General features: G+C 45.6%; 14 protein-coding genes. 12 read left to right on the top strand and 2 right to left on the bottom strand.

What is annotated here, in order from left to right:
* Positions 1 to 90: 90 nt before the first annotated feature.
* Positions 91 to 1,245: an ABC transporter permease DevC gene (devC, locus tag ACLGGO_RS15275; protein ID WP_446419936.1), complete on the bottom strand. Its 1,155-nt coding sequence runs from the start codon at positions 1,243 to 1,245 to the stop codon at positions 91 to 93.
* A 494-nt stretch (positions 1,246 to 1,739) separates the two neighbouring features.
* Between devC and ACLGGO_RS15270 the strand changes: the two genes are divergently transcribed.
* The 10 genes from ACLGGO_RS15270 to ACLGGO_RS15225 all read left to right on the top strand — a co-directional run bounded on the left by ACLGGO_RS15270 (position 1,740) and on the right by ACLGGO_RS15225 (position 17,940).
* Positions 1,740 to 2,558, top strand: coding sequence for a hypothetical protein (locus ACLGGO_RS15270; protein ID WP_446419935.1), 819 nt, complete (start codon positions 1,740 to 1,742; stop codon positions 2,556 to 2,558).
* Positions 2,559 to 2,656: 98 nt separating this feature from the next.
* Positions 2,657 to 3,661, top strand: coding sequence for a DUF1702 family protein (locus tag ACLGGO_RS15265; RefSeq protein ID WP_446419934.1), 1,005 nt, complete (start codon positions 2,657 to 2,659; stop codon positions 3,659 to 3,661).
* A gap of 106 nt (positions 3,662 to 3,767) precedes the next feature.
* Positions 3,768 to 5,681 (top strand): CRTAC1 family protein, encoded by a 1,914-nt coding sequence (locus ACLGGO_RS15260; RefSeq protein ID WP_446419933.1) that lies wholly within the window; start codon positions 3,768 to 3,770, stop codon positions 5,679 to 5,681.
* A gap of 305 nt (positions 5,682 to 5,986) precedes the next feature.
* Entirely contained in the window at positions 5,987 to 6,859 is an 873-nt protein-coding gene (locus tag ACLGGO_RS15255; protein WP_446419932.1) for a PEP-CTERM sorting domain-containing protein, read from the top strand.
* A gap of 119 nt (positions 6,860 to 6,978) precedes the next feature.
* Complete coding sequence (locus ACLGGO_RS15250; RefSeq protein WP_446419931.1) at positions 6,979 to 7,917, top strand: hypothetical protein; 939 nt, start codon at positions 6,979 to 6,981, stop codon at positions 7,915 to 7,917.
* 165 nt (positions 7,918 to 8,082) lie between these two features.
* The gene (locus ACLGGO_RS15245) at positions 8,083 to 9,009 is read left to right on the top strand and encodes an enediyne biosynthesis protein UnbU (protein WP_446419959.1); all 927 of its coding nucleotides are present in this window, start codon (positions 8,083 to 8,085) and stop codon (positions 9,007 to 9,009) included.
* A gap of 170 nt (positions 9,010 to 9,179) precedes the next feature.
* Complete coding sequence (locus ACLGGO_RS15240; RefSeq protein ID WP_446419930.1) at positions 9,180 to 15,374, top strand: SDR family NAD(P)-dependent oxidoreductase; 6,195 nt, start codon at positions 9,180 to 9,182, stop codon at positions 15,372 to 15,374.
* 98 nt (positions 15,375 to 15,472) lie between these two features.
* Positions 15,473 to 15,892 (top strand): acyl-CoA thioesterase, encoded by a 420-nt coding sequence (locus ACLGGO_RS15235; RefSeq protein ID WP_446419929.1) that lies wholly within the window; start codon positions 15,473 to 15,475, stop codon positions 15,890 to 15,892.
* Positions 15,893 to 15,946: 54 nt separating this feature from the next.
* Complete coding sequence (locus tag ACLGGO_RS15230) at positions 15,947 to 16,933, top strand: sulfite exporter TauE/SafE family protein (RefSeq protein WP_446419928.1); 987 nt, start codon at positions 15,947 to 15,949, stop codon at positions 16,931 to 16,933.
* 128 nt (positions 16,934 to 17,061) lie between these two features.
* Positions 17,062 to 17,940, top strand: a complete 879-nt coding sequence (locus ACLGGO_RS15225; RefSeq protein ID WP_446419927.1) for an Rpn family recombination-promoting nuclease/putative transposase — start codon at positions 17,062 to 17,064, stop codon at positions 17,938 to 17,940.
* A 90-nt stretch (positions 17,941 to 18,030) separates the two neighbouring features.
* Here ACLGGO_RS15225 and ACLGGO_RS15220 read toward each other — a convergent pair whose 3' ends face one another.
* Complete coding sequence (locus ACLGGO_RS15220; protein WP_446337707.1) at positions 18,031 to 18,393, bottom strand: hypothetical protein; 363 nt, start codon at positions 18,391 to 18,393, stop codon at positions 18,031 to 18,033.
* 83 nt (positions 18,394 to 18,476) lie between these two features.
* Between ACLGGO_RS15220 and ACLGGO_RS15215 the strand changes: the two genes are divergently transcribed.
* Complete coding sequence (locus tag ACLGGO_RS15215; RefSeq protein ID WP_446419926.1) at positions 18,477 to 18,713, top strand: hypothetical protein; 237 nt, start codon at positions 18,477 to 18,479, stop codon at positions 18,711 to 18,713.
* An 82-nt stretch (positions 18,714 to 18,795) separates the two neighbouring features.
* Positions 18,796 to 19,314: an HNH endonuclease gene (locus tag ACLGGO_RS15210; protein ID WP_446419925.1), complete on the top strand. Its 519-nt coding sequence runs from the start codon at positions 18,796 to 18,798 to the stop codon at positions 19,312 to 19,314.
* Positions 19,315 to 19,320 lie beyond the last annotated feature (6 nt).

Below are 19,320 nucleotides of genomic sequence, written 5' to 3'. Positions count from 1 at the left end.
TGATCAGAACCGACCAGACATTCTCATACCTCAGCTAAATTGGATTGAGTCTGAGTCTCGCTGGTTTTGGTTTGAAGTAGATTGTTTATACTAGAAACTATTAACCGGATCAGCGTCTCGCAGTTTCTGCATCGCAATTGCCCCAGAAATTACACACATTAATGTGGTTAAGCCAAGAACAAATGCAGCACGGCTCAGGTTCATCGCAATCGGTAAAAGTGTCGCACTTTTGACTAGACTATAGAGACCTAAAGAAATAGCAAGACCTGGAATATAACCAAAACTGGCTAAAATCAAAGCTTCTTGAAAAACTACCTTTAATAAATAGTTGTGGGTATAACCGATCGCTTTTAGTGTGGCGTATTCCGAAAGGTGATCTGAGACATCCGCATAAAGGATTTGGTAGACAATGACTGTGCCAACGGTAAATCCGACGACTGCACCCAGATCGAAAATAAACCCAATGGCTGTACTGGTATTCCAATAGTTTTTTTCAAATTCAATATACTCTTGCTTGGAGAAAACTTTAACGCCATCACTTAAACTGCGCTTCAATTGGTTTAAGACACGGTTGGGATTTGCCTTAGGATTGAGCTTGATTAAGCCAATATCAATTAATCCATCAACGCGATTATTAAAAACTCGTAAGAAGGTGTAGTCACTCATAATTAAGTTGCCGTCGGTGCCAAAGGAGGTGCCAAGTTGGAATAACCCGCCAATTTTCAGGCGATGACCCCTGACTTCAGCAATGACGGTTTCTCCCTGATTGAATTCCTGTGCAATGGGTCCAAATTCTGGTCGAGAGGCTTGATCGAATAAGGCAACGTCTTCTCGTTTAATTTGATTAATATTTTGTTGCACTCCAGGCAAATTTAACACCTGATCCGTGGGATTGATGCCAATGACAAAGATGAGACGAGCGCGACGAGCTTTTAAGTTTTTCCAGACGGCAAAATCAACATAGACAGAACTAACTGATTCGACGCCAGCATATCCTAAGGCTTTATATAAGTGGCGTTGGGAAAAGCTTTCCATGGCAATGGATGCTGTGGAAAGGGGACTCAGCAGGATAATGTCAGCCTCTAAACTCCGATGCAGGCGCACCGCACTGTCAAAAAGGGCATCCCGGAGTCCAAGTTGCAGAAACATCAGCATCACGGCGAAGCCAATTCCCATGAGTGCGACGAAGAATCGCATCTTTTTATAGGTGAGTTGCAACCAAGGCAGAGGGATTTTCAGAATCATTCTCAATATTTGGAGCGTTGGGGAATGTGGGAATGGCTTGATGAATGTAGATTTGTGGCAAAATCCTTAGTCCAGCATGGCGGAATATGAAGATTGAGTAAAGCTGAGTATAAAGATTGCCTTAGACTGTTCAGTTACTTTACCTTATGAATCGCTCACCTCTCACTGTGAAGCCCAAACAATCAAGCATAAGTTGTGGTCAGGCTTTTTGGCGATCCCTTTAAATAAGTTTACATTTATTGATTTTTATACGAAAAATAGGTTGACTTTTATCAAATCATTCGGGTGTAACGTTACATTATGCAACTTTTACAGTTAATAGGCGTTTACATCCATAAATGTAAACGGAATGTAACTTTATAAAGATTATGTAAAGACGATTGCTTTTTCTTGAATCTATCTTTAAATTGACCCTGTGGTTATTCAGTCAAGACGAGAACAATTCTGAATAAGCATTTTTACCAATTACATATACATAGAAAAGGAGGAATCAAGTGGCAATTGCTTCATGGTCAAGACAGATTCTGGGCAAAGCGACACCGATAGTTGGAGCTGCAACGTTAGGTGCGATCGCGCTGGTGGGTGTGCCAGAGTCGGCGCAGGCAGCAGCTGATTGTAGCTTAGGCAAAGATGGCGTGAATTGGGTTAATGAATGTCCAGAGGGACGTGATTATTTCCCCAATAGCTGGGCTTTCATTGATTTGTGGCTGGATGTACCCTTGTTAGAGGAAATTCTGCAACAAGACATTTTTCCTGAGAATTTCACAGGGCATCGTGTCGGCGATAATGCACTAATGCTTTCTGGTCCAGTTGTGGTTGATCGAGAGGAAGGAGAAAATGGGATAATTAAAACTGTACTCAATCATACCTTAACGGGTAGTGATAATTTTTTAGGAGACATCAGCCTTTCAGCATCGGGAACAGGGAAAATTCAAGATCTAGATGGGGACGGCATGGCGGATAGTTTCTTTGATGTTGATTTTTCAATCGATGCGGGATCTTTGTCTCTCTTCGGCAGTACGACAATAGTTGGCGATCGCCAGCTGAAGGGGGTTTCTCCAGACATGGTAGAAAATGGTGCTGTAGAGATTGAATGCCCTCATGCTGATCTGTTTCCCGATGCAGCAATTACCTATTGTGGTGATGGATTACTCTTTACAGAAGTAGATGGCATTGTTTATCAGGTTGGTCAATTAAATGAAACTCACATCGTTCATCCAGTTCCAGAACCTGGAACCGCGATCGCGTCCATCTTTGGACTAGGGGCAATCCTGGGATTTACTAAGAAGCGGCTAGCGAAGCAGGATAAGTAACGGGTAATCGAAAAAATGCGCTCCATCCAGATAAATTGGGGCGCTTAACCTCTGTGATTAACTCCAAAGACTGCATCGTCAGAACTCAGGAATATTTTATGCTGCAAACCTTAACAAAACCCAAAACCAATAGAATTCCTTCACTAAATTCTCTTCGCAAATCTCTCTTTAGTATTTCCCCAGAGGAAGCGACATTTGCTCGTCGTGGATTTCAATGTAACGATGCTCAAACCCAGCAACGGTTAGAAAAAGTGGGGCGTATCTTTTTGCAAGGCTATCATGGCGCGATCGCATACGACTGCTCTAACCTTCTTCTTGCCCAACTCAACACTGTTTCCCTTGAGTGGCGCGGGTTTGCGTTTGAAGGGGCGGCGATGGGTTTAGCGCTGTTGGATGGACTAATTCCCTGGAAACGGAATCGTGTAGAACAGTTTCTCGGAGAGGCTGGGGCAGATCATACCTACATGGTACATGTTGGTGTCGGCTGGGCGATCGCGCGATTACCTTGGTTGAGGGATAATTATTTAGCCAAACTTGACCCGTTGCTGAGTTGGTTAGCCATTGACGGGTACGGCTTTCACCAAGGGTATTTTTACGGACGAGATTTTGTTAACAGGATAGCCATTCCTAAAAAACTCTCAGGGTATGCTGGCAATGTATTTGACCAAGGCTTAGGTCGCAGTATTTGGTTTGTCAATGGGGCAAATGTGACTCGCATTCCCCAAACTATTCAGAATTTTCCCCCAGTTAGACGCGCTGATTTGTGGAGTGGGATTGGTTTAGCTTGTACTTATGCAGGCGGCGTAGACAGTGACGGGATTGCGGCGTTAAAGATAGCGGCTGGAGAGTATCAGCCGGAATTGCTTCAGGGCGCGGCGTTTGCGGCTAAAACTCGGTTGCGAGCGAGGAATTTAACCGCACATACGGAAATGGCTTGTCAGATTTTATGTGGGATATCGGCTGAGGCGGCGGCTGAGATTACAGATATTGCACTCCCAGATTTACCAAAAAGTTCTCCAGCCAAGTTGAAAGGAAAGCCAGGGGATATGTTACCCGCGTATGAAATCTGGCGGCGACGCATTCAAGCTCAATTTAGTTCGTAGTGCGTAGGGTGTGTTAGCGAAGCGTAACGCACCATGGGTTCTGGAAGCGCTAAAGCGCTTACTACAAACTTAAGCGAGTTTCAATTTAAAACAGTGGAATACAACTATGAGAACTTTTAACAAGTTGATTAAACGCCACGCTAAACGTTTAGTGGCAATTGCGATAATTATCGGATTATTTGGCTTGACTCGCTTACCCGCATTGTCAGCAACTGAGCGGAATGTGTTGGCATCTCATTTTAATTTCACTACTACGCCATTACCGGAATTAGCGGGATATCCCCGGAAATATATACGCTCAGTTCATCCCAGTTTAGAACGTCATTCGGGCTGGATTTCGGCTGTGGGTGCAGCAGTAGCGCTGAATGATTTGGATGGGGATGGTTTATCGAATGATAGTTGTTATGTTGATCCGCGTACTGACCAAGCCATTGTTGCTCCTGTACCGGGGACATCTCAACGGTATGAACCGTTTGGATTGCAGCCTGCTTTAGCTTACGATTCCTCGACAATGGCACCGATGGGGTGTTTACCAGGGGATTTGAATGAAGATGGGGTGATGGATGTTCTGGTTTATTATTGGGGACGCACGCCGATTGCGTTTCTGAGCCAAGGTACGTCGTTACAAAGAGGAAATTATGTCCAACGGGAGATCGTTTCAACAAGTGAACGGTGGTACACGAATGCGGCGACGTTTGCGGATTTAGATGGGGATGGACATCAGGATCTGATTATTGGTAATTATTTCCAGGATGGGGCAGAAATTCTGAATGTGAATGGTACGGGTACGGAGGCGATGCAGCATTCGATGACTCGTGCTTATAACGGGGGAAAAAATAGAATTTTGCGTTGGGTGGGGGCAAGTGTAGGAACTCAGCCAACGGTGAATTTTGAAGAGGTTGAGGGAGTATTTGATCCAATTATTGCTCACGGTTGGACGTTAGGGGCTGGTGCGGCGGATTTGGATGGGGATATGTTACCGGAACTCTATTTTGCTAATGATTTTGGTCCGGATCATTTGCTGCATAATCGTTCTCAACCGGGGCAGTTGGAGTTTGCGGTTTTGGATGGGGAGAAAGGCTTGACGACACCTAATTCTAAGGTATTGGGGCGTGATGGCTTTAAAGGGATGGGTGTCGATTTTGGTGATGTGAATGGAGATGGCTTGCTGGATATTTATGTGAGTAATATTGCCGCAGAATATGCCTTGGAAGAAAGTCATTTTTTGTTTACAAGTACTGGCGATACTGATAAGATGAAACAAGGAATCGCTCCCTACGTTGACAGCAGTGAACCCTTGGGTTTATCTCGTAGTGGTTGGGGTTGGGAAACCAAGTTTGGCGATTTTGATAATGATGGGAATTTGGAGGCGCTTCAGGCGACAGGTTTTGCTAAAGGTGAGGTTAATCGCTGGCCCGAATTACAGGAGTTGGCGATGGGAAATGACCAATTATTGAGTCGTCCGAGTAGTTGGTTTCAGTTGCAAGCTGGGGATGATTTAAGTGGTCATCAGCATAATCCGTTTTTTGTGCAAGCCGCCAATGGTCGTTATTATGATTTAGCCCCAGATTTGGGACTGGATAAACCTCAGGTGACGCGGGGAATTGCGACGGCTGATGTGGATGGGGATGGAGATTTGGATTTTGCTATTGCCAATCAATGGGATAAGTCTTATTTCTATCGCAATCAGAGTCAAAAAGTAGGCGAGTTTCTGGGGTTGCATTTGGTGCGAGAGATTCCGGGAATGATTGGGGGAAATTCTCCGGCGATTGGTGCGGCAGCGACGGTTTATTTGCCCGATGGACGGGAATTGGTGGCGCAGGTGGATGGGGGTAATGGGCATTCTGGAGTACGGAGTCCGGAGTTGCATTTTGGGTTGGGTGAAGTGGCTAAGAATACAGTAATTCCGGTTGAGTTGAAGTGGCGAGATAGTAAGGGTGATGTGCATGAGGAACGGTTGGTTTTATCACCGGGTTGGCATCGGGTTGTGTTGGGGGATTGGGCGGAAGTAATGGGTTAACGTTTAAGGATGAGTTTGTGATGAGTCAATATCAGATTTTTTTTAAACGCAGAGGTTCGCAGAGGTTGGCGCAGAGGGACGCAGAGGTTTTGGCATAAAATGTCAGTTCTGTTACAGAGTAAATACAGATATTGTATTGATGATTTAGCTACCGGAAGACACCCGGAAAGTGACGCCTAAGGATGAGTTTGCGATGACTCGACATCAGAATGTAAGTCCTGTAAATGGCTGTCTGAGCCTAGGAATACGAGATTTTAGGTCTGGGAGTGTCAAGTATTGGTTGTGTGAATTTGGAGTGTTGACTTATGAGTTTTGTTGGTAAGACTGCATCGGTTTTTGGGGTTGTTGGGTTGAGCGCGATCGCGACTTTGGGTGTTGTGGAGTCTGCTGAAGCTGGAACAGTTGTTTTAGGTTCTGATTATTGGGTGACTAAAGATAGTTCATCTTTTAATTTTCCTGGTTTTGGTTCAGTTGATTTCGTCGGCAATCCTATTGGAGAATTTAATGGAAACAAAGTAGGAAATGCCGATACAATTGTAGAACGAACACAAGATTGTATTTTTGATGATAATGGTTCATGTGATACTGGTATTAAAGTAGTAGCTCTATCCTTAAAAAGTAAAAATCCTGTAAATGGATTTGATATTTTTGTTAACCTCAATGAGAACGAAGAGTTGCCAATAGGGACATTGACTATCAAGGAGGACAAAACATTTACATCAAATTTCACAGTCAATTTTACGGCAACATTCAAAAACGCAGGTGAAGAAGAGGCTGTAGATTGTCAAGGGGACAACTGTAACTTGCCTGCAAACTTTGGGACAAATTCTGGAGTCTGGAGTCCGATCTTTCCTGGCGGACCAAAAGTTGAGGGTAAAGTTGGAGATCAGGCTGCCAATGTTCACACAGATCTCACAGATGATCAAATGGATTTCTTTGCTGGGGTCAAAGAAATTGTTGATGATAATGGTAATCCTGTTCTCGACGAAAATGGTGATCCTAAGATCGAGATTGTAGTTATTGAACATGATGCGAGTGGAGCTGGTCATCATGACGTGTCACCAGCAGAAAACGTCCCTGAACCCCTTACCATCCTTGGTTCAGCCACGGCTCTAGGTTTTGGTGCATTATTGAAGAAACAATCTTCAAGAAAGCGTAACAAAAAAGATGTGTCTTAAGTCCATCACCTGAGTCCTTAAAGCACTGGGCTATGTAGGAAATTTTACCAAAAATAATTAGTAAATCTGCCTACATAGCACTCACTAAGCAATTGATTGCAAGAATAAGGAGTAAATAGATGAATTTTGTCAGTAAGACTACGTTGGCTAAAAGATGTATCAGTCAGACGGCGTCGGTTTTGGGGGTTGTTGGGTTGAGCGCGATCGCGACTTTGGGTGTTGTAGAGTCTGCTAGTGCAGAATCGTTTCCCGGAATAGGTGACGATAATTTTGAGAGTATATTTGACGCAGAGTTAGAGATTTTGGTGGGTCCATTAGCTGGAACTAAATTTCAGGTTAATAACCTTTTAGATCCTTCACAAGTCGTTGCCAGAAGTTCTCCTTTTGTTGATGGTGGTATAGGCGTTGATGATATTGGCTACTTTGACCTATCACCTGATTCTGGTTTGCCAACTCAGATTAAAGATTCCGATTTTCCCGCTATCCCAGATGGATTCAACGGCACTTTTCAAGAAACAATTCATCTACAAATTACTTCTTTAAATGCTGTTTCTCCCGATGGACAATTTCGTCTACTAGCTGGTAAACCTCTTCAAGATGAGTTTCCAGAATTCTTTCAACCCTCTTTGGGAATGGTAGTTTCCGATGGTAGCACTGGATTTCCTGCACGTAGCTTTTTTGTTCCCTACACATTAATTGCCACTCCTTTTGGGAATTTAATTGCCAACCACAAACAATATGCTAATCCGATTATTGCGGATAAACCTCTGACTCAACTACCACCGATTGGGATAACTTATGAAACGAACAGTCCCGATTTTTTGGTTTGTGCTAATAATCTTGACGGACTTCCTGTGGCTACTTTTAGAGATCTTCGTCATCATGTATCAGATGTATCAACATCACCTCCGCTCTCCCCTCCTGATCTTTCTAATTTAGGTAGTATTTGCCCATCTCGATCTAGTACTTCAGTTCCTGAACCTTCTGGTGCTATGGGATTACTGGCATTAGGATTTTTAGGTAGATTTTATATCCTAAAACAACAGAATAAAGCTTGAAATTACTAGCAAAAAATTAAAATTAATTGTATTGTGTAAAGAGGAGAAATTCAACCAAAATAACTAACATTAAAGCCAGGTGTGTTAGCGATAACGCACCCCACTAAACTCAATCAGGATTTACATGACCACGCATTTGACTCAACTGAACCATCAATCATTGTGATGAATTCAAACACTAACTGGTATAAATCAATCCGTCTCGCCGGATTACGCCGCTTCGCGATCGCGATTACTTTCCTCAACCTATTAGGACATACGGTTTTAGGCTTTGAACAATCCTGGGCGCAACCTTTAATTGCTCTATTCACCGCCTACAGTACGGAACTAATTCTAGAACTAATTGACGCCAAAGTTAACCAACGTCCCCTCCATTTTGCTGGCGGAGTCCAAAATCTGATCGATTTCTTGCTCCCTGCCCATATTACTGGGTTAGCCGTGGCTATGTTACTCTATGCTAATGACCAACTTTTCCCGATTGCCTTGGCGACATCGGTGGCGATTGGTTCAAAAGCGATTTTTCACGCCCCGATTGGTAACCGTAGCCGTCATTTCCTCAACCCTTCTAATTTTGGTATTACCCTAACCCTATTACTCTTCCCCTGGGTGGGTATTGCTCCCCCCTACCAATTCACCGAAAACTTAGATGGAGCGGCGGATTGGATTTTACCGGGAATTATTGTAATTTCGGGTACGTTTCTGAATGCTAAATTCACCCGTCGCCTTCCCCTAATTGGCGCTTGGGTGGGAGGGTTTGTGATTCAAGCCGTGCTAAGAAGTTTAATCTTTGGTACGCCAATTATGGCGGCGTTAATGCCGATTACCAGTGTGGCGTTTGTTCTGTTTACGTTTTATATGGTGACTGATCCGGGGACAAGTCCAATTGCTACCAAAGATCAAGTTTTATTTGGTGGTTCAGTAGCGGCGGGGTATGGGGTGTTGATGTTTTTTCATATTGTGTTTGGCTTTTTCTTCTCTCTCACTACTGTTTGTTTAGTGCGCGGTTTATGGATGTATGCTCAAGCGTGGATAGGGAAGATTTATACAGCGAGAGTAGCGATGCCGACACCGATGACGGTAGGGGAAATTTAAGACCTGTTTTACCATTGGTGCTGGGGGTTGGGTGAAGCATTTGGGAAGAAAGGTTGGTAGCGTTTGGCAAAAGATAATCCCCCAAATGCTTCACCCCTACAAACCAAATAACAATTGACAAATGACGAATGACAAATGACGAATGACAAATGACGAATGACAAATGACGAATGACAAATAATAAAACCATGAATACTATCGCTATTGTCGGCATTGCTTGCCAATACCCTGACGCTAATTCCCCAATCCAACTTTGGGAAAATGCTCTCAGCCAGCGTCAAGCGTTTCGCCAAATCCCATCAAAACGTCTAAATTTAAACGACTATTTCTCCCCTGATCCAAATACCCCCGATCGCACCTATACTAGCCAAGCGGCTGTAATTGAAGGCTATGAGTTTGATCGGGTTAAATTCCGCGTCCCCAGTCATACCTATAATTCCGCTGATTTAGCCCACTGGTTGGCATTAGATATCGCCAGTAAAGCCTTAACCGATGCCGGATTTGCTCAGGGTGAGGGCTTACCCCATGATATGACTGGAGTCTTGGTTGGCAATAGCTTAACTGGGGAATTCTCTAGGGCAAATTTAATGCGCTTGCGCTGGCCCTATGTGCGCCGTGTCCTGGATTCTGCGCTGATTGAACAAAATTGGACAAAGGAGGAGCGTCAGGATTTCCTAGCGGGCTTAGAAGCGAAATATAAACAACCCTTCCCCGAAATTGATGCCGAATCCTTAGCTGGGGGTTTATCGAATACGATTGCTGGACGTATTTGTAATTACTTTAACCTCAAAGGTGGTGGCTATACCCTAGATGGCGCTTGTAGTTCCTCGCTTCTGGCTGTGGCAAATGCTTGTTCGGCTTTAGTGGCTCTTGATTTGGATGTCGCCCTAGCTGGGGGTGTAGACTTAAGTCTCGATCCCTTTGAACTGATTGGTTTTGCCAAAACCGGGGCGTTAACCCCGGATAAAATGCGGATTTATGATACTCATTCCGCCGGATTCCTCCCTGGTGAAGGTTGTGGCTTTATTGTGTTGATGCGCTACCAAGACGCGATCGCACAATGTCGGAAAATCTATGGCACAATTCGAGGTTGGGGCATTTCCTCCGATGGCAGTGGCGGGATTACTCGCCCAGAAGTTGAGGGACAACTTTTGGCATTACAACGCGCCTATCGTAAAGCGGGATTCACTCCCGATACGGTTGCTTACTTCGAGGGACATGGTACAGGAACCCCAGTAGGCGATGCAACAGAATTAACTACAATTTCTCGCGCCATCCAAGAAAGTCAGTCGCAACACGGCAAATCTAGCAAAAATGAAACCTTACCCCCGGCGGTAATTAGTTCAATTAAAGCCAATATTGGACATACCAAAGCGGCGGCGGGTATTGCTGGATTAATTAAGGCAACGATGGCAATTTACCATCAAATCTTACCCCCAACCACGGGTTGTGATCACCCCCATCCCGCGTTAATTCACGATAGGCAAGCAGGGGAAGCAGGGGAAGCAGGGGAAGCAGGGGAAGCAGGGGAAGCAGAAATTAGCGCCGATGTAGGGGCGGGTTTTACTGATAACATGGTGTCAATGTCGGATAACGTGACTAAACCCGCCCTTGGGGAAACCCCAGTTTTGCGGGTATTAAAACAAGGGGAATCATGGTCTGTTGATTATCCCCTAAGAGCGGGTGTAAGTGCTATGGGGTTTGGTGGGATTAATACTCATATCGTATTAGAAGGGATTAGCCGTCATCCGATTGCCGATAACGGGTATAATCCGACATTATTGTCTACTCAAGATGCAGAATTGTTGCTTCTGGGTGGTAAAGATATCTCTGATTTGCACCAGCAGATTACTCATCTTCTCACCCTAGCGCCTCAACTTTCTTATGCAGAAATCACAGATTTGGCGGCTGAATTAGCCAAAACAGTGAATAGTAAAGGAATTAGGGCGGCAATTGTCGCATCAAGCCCCCAGGAATTAACCACTCGCCTAGAAACCCTTTCCACCTGGTTAAACCAAGGGATTACCTCTCGACTGGATCAACAATTGGGACTATTTCTGGGTGCGGGCAATACTCAACCCCGCATTGGGTTCCTGTTTCCCGGACAAGCTTCGCCCACTTATTTTAATGGAGGGGCGTGGAGTCGCCGTTTCCCAGGGGTAAAACAGTTATACGAACAAGCCAATTTACCTGTAGGGGATACTCAGAATACCGCGATCGCACAACCTGCCATTGTCACCGCATCCGTTGCTGGATACCAAACCCTAAACCAATTTAACATCAACGGCGCGATCGCGATCGGTCATAGTTTAGGCGAAATCACCGCTCTGCATTGGGCTGGTGTCTTTGATACCCCAACCCTATTACAACTGGTGAAAATCCGGGGGCAAGCCATGGCAGAATTAGGACATCCCACGGGTAAAATGGCAAGTATTCGTGGCGATAAACGTACCGTCGCCCCCTTAATCAAAGGAAAACAAGTTGCAATCGCGGGATTCAATTCTCCCCAACAAACGATTATATCCGGAGACGCCCAAGCAATCACCACAGTAATTAACCGCGCCACTAATCAGGGAATCAAAGCCATCACCCTACCCGTCTCCCACGCCTTCCACTCTCCCCTCGTCGCCGCCGCCACACCCCCTCTGGCTGATTATCTGGCGACACAAACCCTTCATCCCCTGCAACGTCCAGTTATTTCTACAGTTACGGGTGATAAAATCACACAGGATACCGACGTGCGATCGCTCCTGTGTCATCAGATTACCGCCCCCGTGCGATTTATTGACGCTGTTGATAAAGTATCCGATGAGATTGATTTGTGGCTAGAAGTGGGTTCCGGACAAATTCTGAGTGGACTCATGGGTGATTTTGTCAAGACCCCAACTTTTTCCCTGGATGCCGGTGGCACTTCTCTGAAAGGTTTACTCAACGCCATCGGTGCTACCTTTGCCCTAGGAACCCCAATTAACACCCATGCCCTCTTTGCCCATCGATTCACGCGACCCTTTAAATTAGACTGGCAACCGCAATTCTTTGTCAATCCCTGTGAAACCAATGTAGAGACGTGCCATGGCGCGTCTCAGTGCAGCAATGTAAAGGAAGCAGAGGCTGTAGGGGCGGGTTTTACCGATAACCTGCTGTCGATGTCGGATAACTTGACTAAACCCGCCCTGCTAAGGCAAACAGGGAGAGAAAATACGTCCTCATCTCCCAGACATTCTACCGAAAAACAATCCCCTCTAGAAACTGTCCGCCAATTAGTAGCGGAACGCACAGAACTCCCCATTAGTGCCATAAAAGCAGACAATCACCTGTTACGCGACTTACATCTCAACTCAATTACCGTCAGCCAACTCATCGCCGAAGCCTCTCGCCGTCTCGGTTTATCCGCCCCCGTCGCCCCCACCGACTATGCCAATGCCACAATTGGGGAAATGGCGCAGGCGTTAGAGGATTTGGCACATACTGGCAATCCTGAATCCAATCAGGAGAATCAACAACTTCCCTCTGGAGTAGAGGCTTGGATTCGCACCTTTACGATTGAACTCGTAGAATCTCCCTTACCCCGTCGCCTTCCCCCATCTCCCACCCCTAAAGGAAAATGGCAATGCTTTGCCCCAGCGAATCATCCCTTAGCCTCCAAGTTAGAGGAACCCTTAAATAACTGGGGCGGCGTGGGTGTGATTATCTGTCTTCCTCCCAACCCTGACGAACATCATTTACCCCTACTTCTATCTGGTGCAAAAGCTGTACTGGCGGACAAACAAACCACTCACTTCATTCTCGTGCAACAAAGTGGCGGTGGTGCGGGATTTGTGCGTACCTTACACCAAGAAGTTCCCAACCTTACCACCTGTATCATCGACTTACCCCTAGATCATCCCCAAGCCGCCGCCTGGGTACTTGCTGAAGCGCAAGCGGCTGTGAGTTATAGTGAAGCCCATTATGATACCAGTGGTATTCGTCGCCAACCGATTCTCCAGGTATTACCGCTGACTCAGGAAGATAGAGATGAGGGCGGGTTTAATAACCTAAAGGTGACAACCAATGATAATCGTGAAACCCACCCCGACAAAATTGGCGCGACTGATTTATTATTAGTCACGGGCGGTGGTAAAGGCATCGCCGCCGAAAGTGCCTTATCCCTTGCCAAAGAAACGGGAATACGCCTCGCTATTTTAGGCAGATCCCAACCGGAAACGGATCGCGAACTTGCGGCTAATTTACAACGACTTACTAATGCCGGAATCCCCTTTTGTTATCACGCTACCGATGTAACCAATGGATCAGCCGTGCGGGAAGCGATCGCGCAAATTGAATCAGAGTTTGGTACAATCACCGCCATCTTACACGGTGCGGGTACGAATATTCCCCAACTCCTCAATTCCCTCGACGAAGCCGCCTTAAAACGTACCCTAGCGCCCAAAGTTCAGGGATTGCGAAACATCCTCGCCGCCGTTAATCCCCATCATCTGAAACTCCTAGTTACGTTTGGTTCAATTATTGCCCGTACTGGGTTACCGGGTGAAGCCGATTACGCCCTGGCAAATGAATGGTTAACTCAGCTAACCGAAGACTTTAGTCAACACTATACCAACTGTCGCTGCTTAACGATAGAATGGTCAGTCTGGTCTGGTGTGGGTATGGGAGAACGATTGGGACGAATCGATACCCTGATGCGTCAAGGGATTACCCCAATTCCCCCAGACAAAGGTGTGGAGATTTTACAGCATTTAATTCATCAATCATTAAAGACGCGATCGCTCCCTAATTCAGTCATTGTAGCCGGTCGATTTGGTCAAGCCCCAACCCTCAAATTTAACCAATCCGAACTTCCCTTCCAACGGTTCTTAGAACATCCACGAGTCTATATTCCTGGTGTGGAATTAGTCGTGGATAGTGAACTCTCCCATACCACCGATCCCTATCTTACCGATCACCAAGTCCAAGGGGAATATCTCTTTCCTGCTGTTATGGGATTAGAGGCGATGGCGCAGGTAGCCATGGCGCTGATGGAAACAGAATCACTGCCCATTTTTGAGGAGGTAAAATTCAATCGTCCCATCGTCGTTCCCCCAAACACCCCCGTCACAATTCGTGTTGCTGCCTTAATTCGGGATACCAACCAAATAGAAGTGGTTCTCCGCACAGAAACAACTGGATTTGGCGTTAACCATTTTCAAGCAATCTGTCGATTCAATACCCCAGGAGAATCTTGTAGAGACGTTCCGGTGGAACGTCTTCCGGTGGAACGTATTTCCCTTCAGCCCAAACGGGATTTGTACGGCAGTATTCTCTTCCATGAAGGACGTTTTCAACGCCTAAAAAAATATTATAAACTCAGAGCAAAAGAATGCTGTGCGAAAATTGAATTGAATTCTCAGACCAACTGGTTTAGTCACTATTTACCTGCCCAATTAGTATTAGGTGATCCCGGTGCCAGAGATGCCGTCATTCATGGTATCCAAGCCTGTATTCCCCATCGCACCCTTTTACCCATTGGCGTGGAAAAAATCGTCTTCGGTTCAGTATCTCCAACCGATTCTTGGTTCCTCCAGGCGACGGAGAGAAGGCAACAAGGAGATACCTTTATCTACGACGTAGACGTAACTAACAAAGACGGTGAACTCATCGAACACTGGCAAGGATTACACCTAAAAGCCGTGCATTCCGTAACACCTGATACCTGGGTAGCCCCCCTATTATCTCCCTATATTGAGCGTCGAATCAAAGAACAAATTCCCCATATTTCCCTAGACATCGGTGTACTAGAAGATTCGACACTTGAACGTCAACAGAGGAGCGATCGCGCCATTCAACAACTGATTCAAACAACACTGATGCGGCGTCCTGATGGCAAACCAGAAACTACCGGAAATCAAGCAATATCCATAACCCACGCCGGGAATATCACCCTCGCTTGTGCCAGTTTAAATCCCATCGGTTGTGATATCGAACCCGTTGTCCCCAAAACAACCGCTGTATGGCAAGATTTACTAGGAAAAGAGCGGTTTAATCTAGCTTGTGCGATCGCTAAAGAAAGCCAGGAATCCCTCGATATCACCGCCACCCGAATTTGGAGTGCCAGTGAATGTTTAAAGAAAGCTGGCGCCATGGTAAACTCCCCCCTAGTATTCCTGGAAACCCCTACAGATGGGGAGGTTTGGCTGGAATCTGGGAAAAGTGCGATCGCCACCTTTGTTCTGTGTTTACGAGACATTGAGCAACCCTTAGTCTTTGCCGTATTAGTGCAACCAACGGATCACTCAACATCCCAAAATTTAGAAAAGCGCGATCGCTGGATTAATCATTGGCAACCAATCCCCAATCACGAGATAGTATCTACCATTTACAATGGATGAATCCTGACTCAAACCTGACAAAATCCCTCTGCGTACCTCTGCGTAAACCTCTGCGCCCTCTGCGTTAAAAAAACATCATCTCCCCCCAACATCCAACCATGCGAAACTATGAATACCAACACATCGTCAGCTTTGAAGAAACCAACCTAGTTGGCAACGTCTACTACGCCAACCATATCCGTTGGCAAGGGCGTTGTCGAGAAATGTTCCTCCGAGATCACGCCCCAGAAATCCTCACCCAACTCTGCCAAGACTTAGCCCTCGCCACCGTCAGAGTCTCCTGTGAATACTTCAGTGAACTTTACGCCTTCGACACCGTAGCCATCCGGATGCGTCTCGATTCACTCACTCAAAATCGGATTACCATGCTCTTTGAATACTGGCGAATTACCGACAAGGGAGAAGAACTTATTGCCAAAGGCGAACAACAAACCGCCTCAATGCGACGAGACGGAGACAAACTCGTACCAATCCCCGTACCCACTGAACTCAAAGAAGCCTTAGAACTCTATCGTTAAACAGGATAAAAATTTCGCGATTCTCTTACAACCCTTACCAATGACAAATGACGAATGACGAATAAACAAACAACTGTTGGGCTAATTGCGATCGCGGTTTGGACAACATGGCTAACCCTACTTACTCCCAGTCAGGCATTGAGCCATCTAATCAACCATTGGCAAATCGCCATAACCATGATGTTTGGTTCCATGATTGCAGGTGGAACCAGTCTCGGTGGCGGTGCTGTGGCATTTCCCGTCTTTACCAAACTCCTGCATATCTCCCCCCACGACGCCAGAATATTTTCCCTAGCGATTCAAAGTATTGGCATGAGTGCAGCGACAATCGCCATTTGCTTTACCCGAATTCGCGTCGAGTGGCGGATAATCTTTTGGGGAAGCCTAGGCGGTTTCCTCGGCATTTTTCTCGGTGCTGGTTTTCTCGCCCCGATTATACCTGCACCTGTGCTGAAAATGGTTTTTACGGCAATTCTAACCAGCTTTGCTGTTACCTTATTTACCCTAAATCAAGGAATTAGAACCTGCCATTTAACCTTGCCAATCTGGACAGTTAAAGAACAAAGCGTCTTATTTATAGCCGGATTCCTAGGCGGAATCATGAGCGGTTTAGTCGGCAATGGCATTGACATCTTTACCTTTTCCGTAATGGTACTTCTATTTCGCCTCAGTGAAAAAGTAGCGACGCCAACCTCTGTCATTCTCATGGCGATTAATGCTGTAGCTGGATTTGCCTTACAGGTTTTCGTCTTCAATGACTTTACCAATCCAGTACAAAGTTACTGGCTAGCTGCCATTCCCGTTGTTGTTGTTGGCGCTCCCCTCGGAGCCATGTTTTGCAGTCGCTTACATCGTCAAACCATTGCCAATATTTTGATTGGACTCATCGTTATTGAGATGGTTTCCTCGATTCTGCTGATTCCCTTAAGTCCAATTGTCATTTATTCGAGCTTCATCTCACTGATTATCTTCTCAGCCCTGAATTATTGGATGTATCGTACCCAACGATATGAATTACCCAACCCCCCAATCCATTTGTAAACAGACAGTGCTTACACAGCGAATCTAACTCTAAGTAAAATAGCACTGACTTCAGGCTGGTGGGCAATGCCCACCCTAGGGCAAAATCTGTCACAATATATTAAGTAGACGTTCCCATCAATGCCGTTATGCGCCAAACACACATCAGATTTGATTGGGCGATTAAAAAATTACTGAGAAACAAAGCTAATTATGGTGTTTTGGCAGGTTTCTTGAGTGAGTTATTGGGGAAACCAATCAAGATCCAATCAATACTCGAAGGTGAAAGCAATCAACAAGCGGAGGATGACAAGCTAAATCGAGTCGATATTCTGGCTGAAAATGACCAGGGGGAATTGATTCTCATTGAAGTGCAAAACAATACAGAGCAAGATTATTTCCATCGGATGCTCTATGGCACTGCGAGATTAATTACTGACTTCCTGGAAAAAGGGGAGCCTTATGGGAAGGTCAAAAAAGTTTATTCAGTGAATGTCGTATACTTTTCTCTGGGACAGGGAGATGATTATATTTACAAAGGAAAATTAGATTTTTGTGGTCTTCACTTAGAAGACAGGTTGGGTCTATCAATAAACCAGCAGAAGCTGTTTAATATCCAAGAAGTCTATGAGATTTTTCCAGAGTATTATGTGATTAAAGTCAACAATTTTAACGACATAGCAAAAACAACCTTAGACGAATGGATATATTTCTTGAAAAAGAGCCAAATCAAAGATGAATTTACAGCCCAAGGTTTAGCGGAAGCGAAGGAAAATTTACTCGTCGATAGCTTGAGCGAAGAAGAAAGAGCGAACTACCTGAGATTTATGGAGAATCAGCGTTATGAAATCAGCCTGATAGAAGGTTCGCGTTCAGAGGGAAGATTAGAGGGAATTGAGGAGGGTATAGAGCAAGGCAAACAGCAAGCAAAGATTAACATAGCCAGAATCTTAAAACAAAAAGGGACTGATATTGACACAATCACAGAAGCAACAGGACTTACTAGAGAAGAGATTGAGAAACTGTAGCGCTTCTGTTTAAGAGAATAAAAGGAAACCTCTAGTAGGGGCACGACATGTCGTGTCCCTACAGATAGCGCATTTTGAATAGGTGGATACCTAACGCGCCGCTTTAGCTCTAGATGTCTCCTGCGGCATACTCTCCAGACTGAGGGGTACCATATCGCCGTTAAACGTCAGTCCTAATAACATCGGTTCCTGGGGTTGAATAAATTTGCCCGTGAGTACACACCGCTCTTCTTGCTGCGCGGTAGCCGGAATGCTGACTCTGATATCAGATTCGCAAAAGTTGGGTCGATAATCCCCCGATTTATGCTGGACATAATTCCAGAGGATATCTCGAATCAGGGCTTGATAGCCTTGGTTGCCAGAAAGATCTTTGAGCTTCTCCTTTAACTCCCTCTCCAAGCGGATGCTGGTTACTTCCATGTCAGTGGTTGAAGTCCTAGGAATGGCACGTATCATGTTTTTTTCCTCAACTATGTGGACAGGTTCGTAATACAAGTGTAGTATTTAAAAAGCAGTATTGAAACAAATTACCTTCTGTGAGCCTTCATCTATCCATCTCCACCACTTGCCCTGATACCAGTCGCCTCGGCGATTGGCGCTCAGCAGGTTTGTCGGTGGAGTTTTTTATTCGGGATGGATATCGCTCGATAGAACCAGGTATAGCCCGAATCGGCAACCTATTTAATTTTGACGCCGAGCATTTAACAACCATCAATCCAAAACCGGATCACAAAAGCGGGAGGTACAGGCGCATCCAAGCCGTACCGATATAGGACAAGAAAACCATAACGTTTTTCCAATCCCCCGCTCTGACTCAAACAGCAGCGGGGTTTCTTATCCCAAGGAGTAAAAAGCGTGACGAGTGTAACTGAAAGATTAAGGCGCTCAGTGGTGGTTTTCTCTAAGAACTACCTACCCCTGAGTCGAGTCAACATGAAGCGGGCGGTGACGCTCCTGGTTACTGGGAAAGCCGAACCGCTAGATTGGTGTAATGGTCAAGGATATCCAGTGCATTCACCGAGCTTAGTCCTACTTGTCCCTGAACAGATTCGCTTGACCAAAGCTAATAGCGATCGCGTCTGGAAAGTACCCCCTGTGAATCGCCGTGAAGTCTTACGCCGGGACAAGCATCGTTGCCAATACTGTGGTAGCCCCAAACGGCTCACCCTCGACCACGTTATCCCCCGTTCTAAGGGCGGAAACCATCGTTGGGACAATGTAGTTACTGCCTGCGAACAGTGCAATAGTCGAAAAGGCGATCGCACACCTGAGCAAGCGGGAATGACTCTACTCACCCAGCCTAAAGCGCCCATGCATCCCACTGTGGCTTTTGCCGAACAGTTCTGGCGCGAACAGCACGTACACCTGGAATAATAGGAG

It is taken from the genome of Coleofasciculus sp. (assembly GCF_046565525.1).
In the GTDB taxonomy this organism is placed as follows: Bacteria; Cyanobacteriota; Cyanobacteriia; order Cyanobacteriales; family Coleofasciculaceae; genus Coleofasciculus.
The sequence above is the reverse complement of the archived record's forward strand: the minus strand, read 5'-3'. Positions and strand labels throughout refer to the sequence as shown.

Excerpts from the sequence above, each read along its gene's own strand:
- ACLGGO_RS15255 (WP_446419932.1), top strand. The coding sequence starts at position 5,987 with ATGAGTTTTGTTGGTAAGACTGCATCGGTTTTTGGGGTTGTTGGGTTG.
- ACLGGO_RS15240 (WP_446419930.1), top strand. The coding sequence starts at position 9,180 with ATGACAAATAATAAAACCATGAATACTATCGCTATTGTCGGCATTGCT.
- ACLGGO_RS15260 (WP_446419933.1), top strand. The coding sequence starts at position 3,768 with ATGAGAACTTTTAACAAGTTGATTAAACGCCACGCTAAACGTTTAGTG.
- ACLGGO_RS15250 (WP_446419931.1), top strand. The coding sequence starts at position 6,979 with ATGAATTTTGTCAGTAAGACTACGTTGGCTAAAAGATGTATCAGTCAG.
- ACLGGO_RS15235 (WP_446419929.1), top strand. The coding sequence starts at position 15,473 with ATGCGAAACTATGAATACCAACACATCGTCAGCTTTGAAGAAACCAAC.
- ACLGGO_RS15230 (WP_446419928.1), top strand. The coding sequence starts at position 15,947 with ATGACGAATAAACAAACAACTGTTGGGCTAATTGCGATCGCGGTTTGG.
- ACLGGO_RS15225 (WP_446419927.1), top strand. The coding sequence starts at position 17,062 with ATGCGCCAAACACACATCAGATTTGATTGGGCGATTAAAAAATTACTG.
- ACLGGO_RS15265 (WP_446419934.1), top strand. The coding sequence starts at position 2,657 with ATGCTGCAAACCTTAACAAAACCCAAAACCAATAGAATTCCTTCACTA.
- ACLGGO_RS15245 (WP_446419959.1), top strand. The coding sequence starts at position 8,083 with ATGAATTCAAACACTAACTGGTATAAATCAATCCGTCTCGCCGGATTA.
- devC (WP_446419936.1), bottom strand. The coding sequence starts at position 1,245 with ATGATTCTGAAAATCCCTCTGCCTTGGTTGCAACTCACCTATAAAAAG.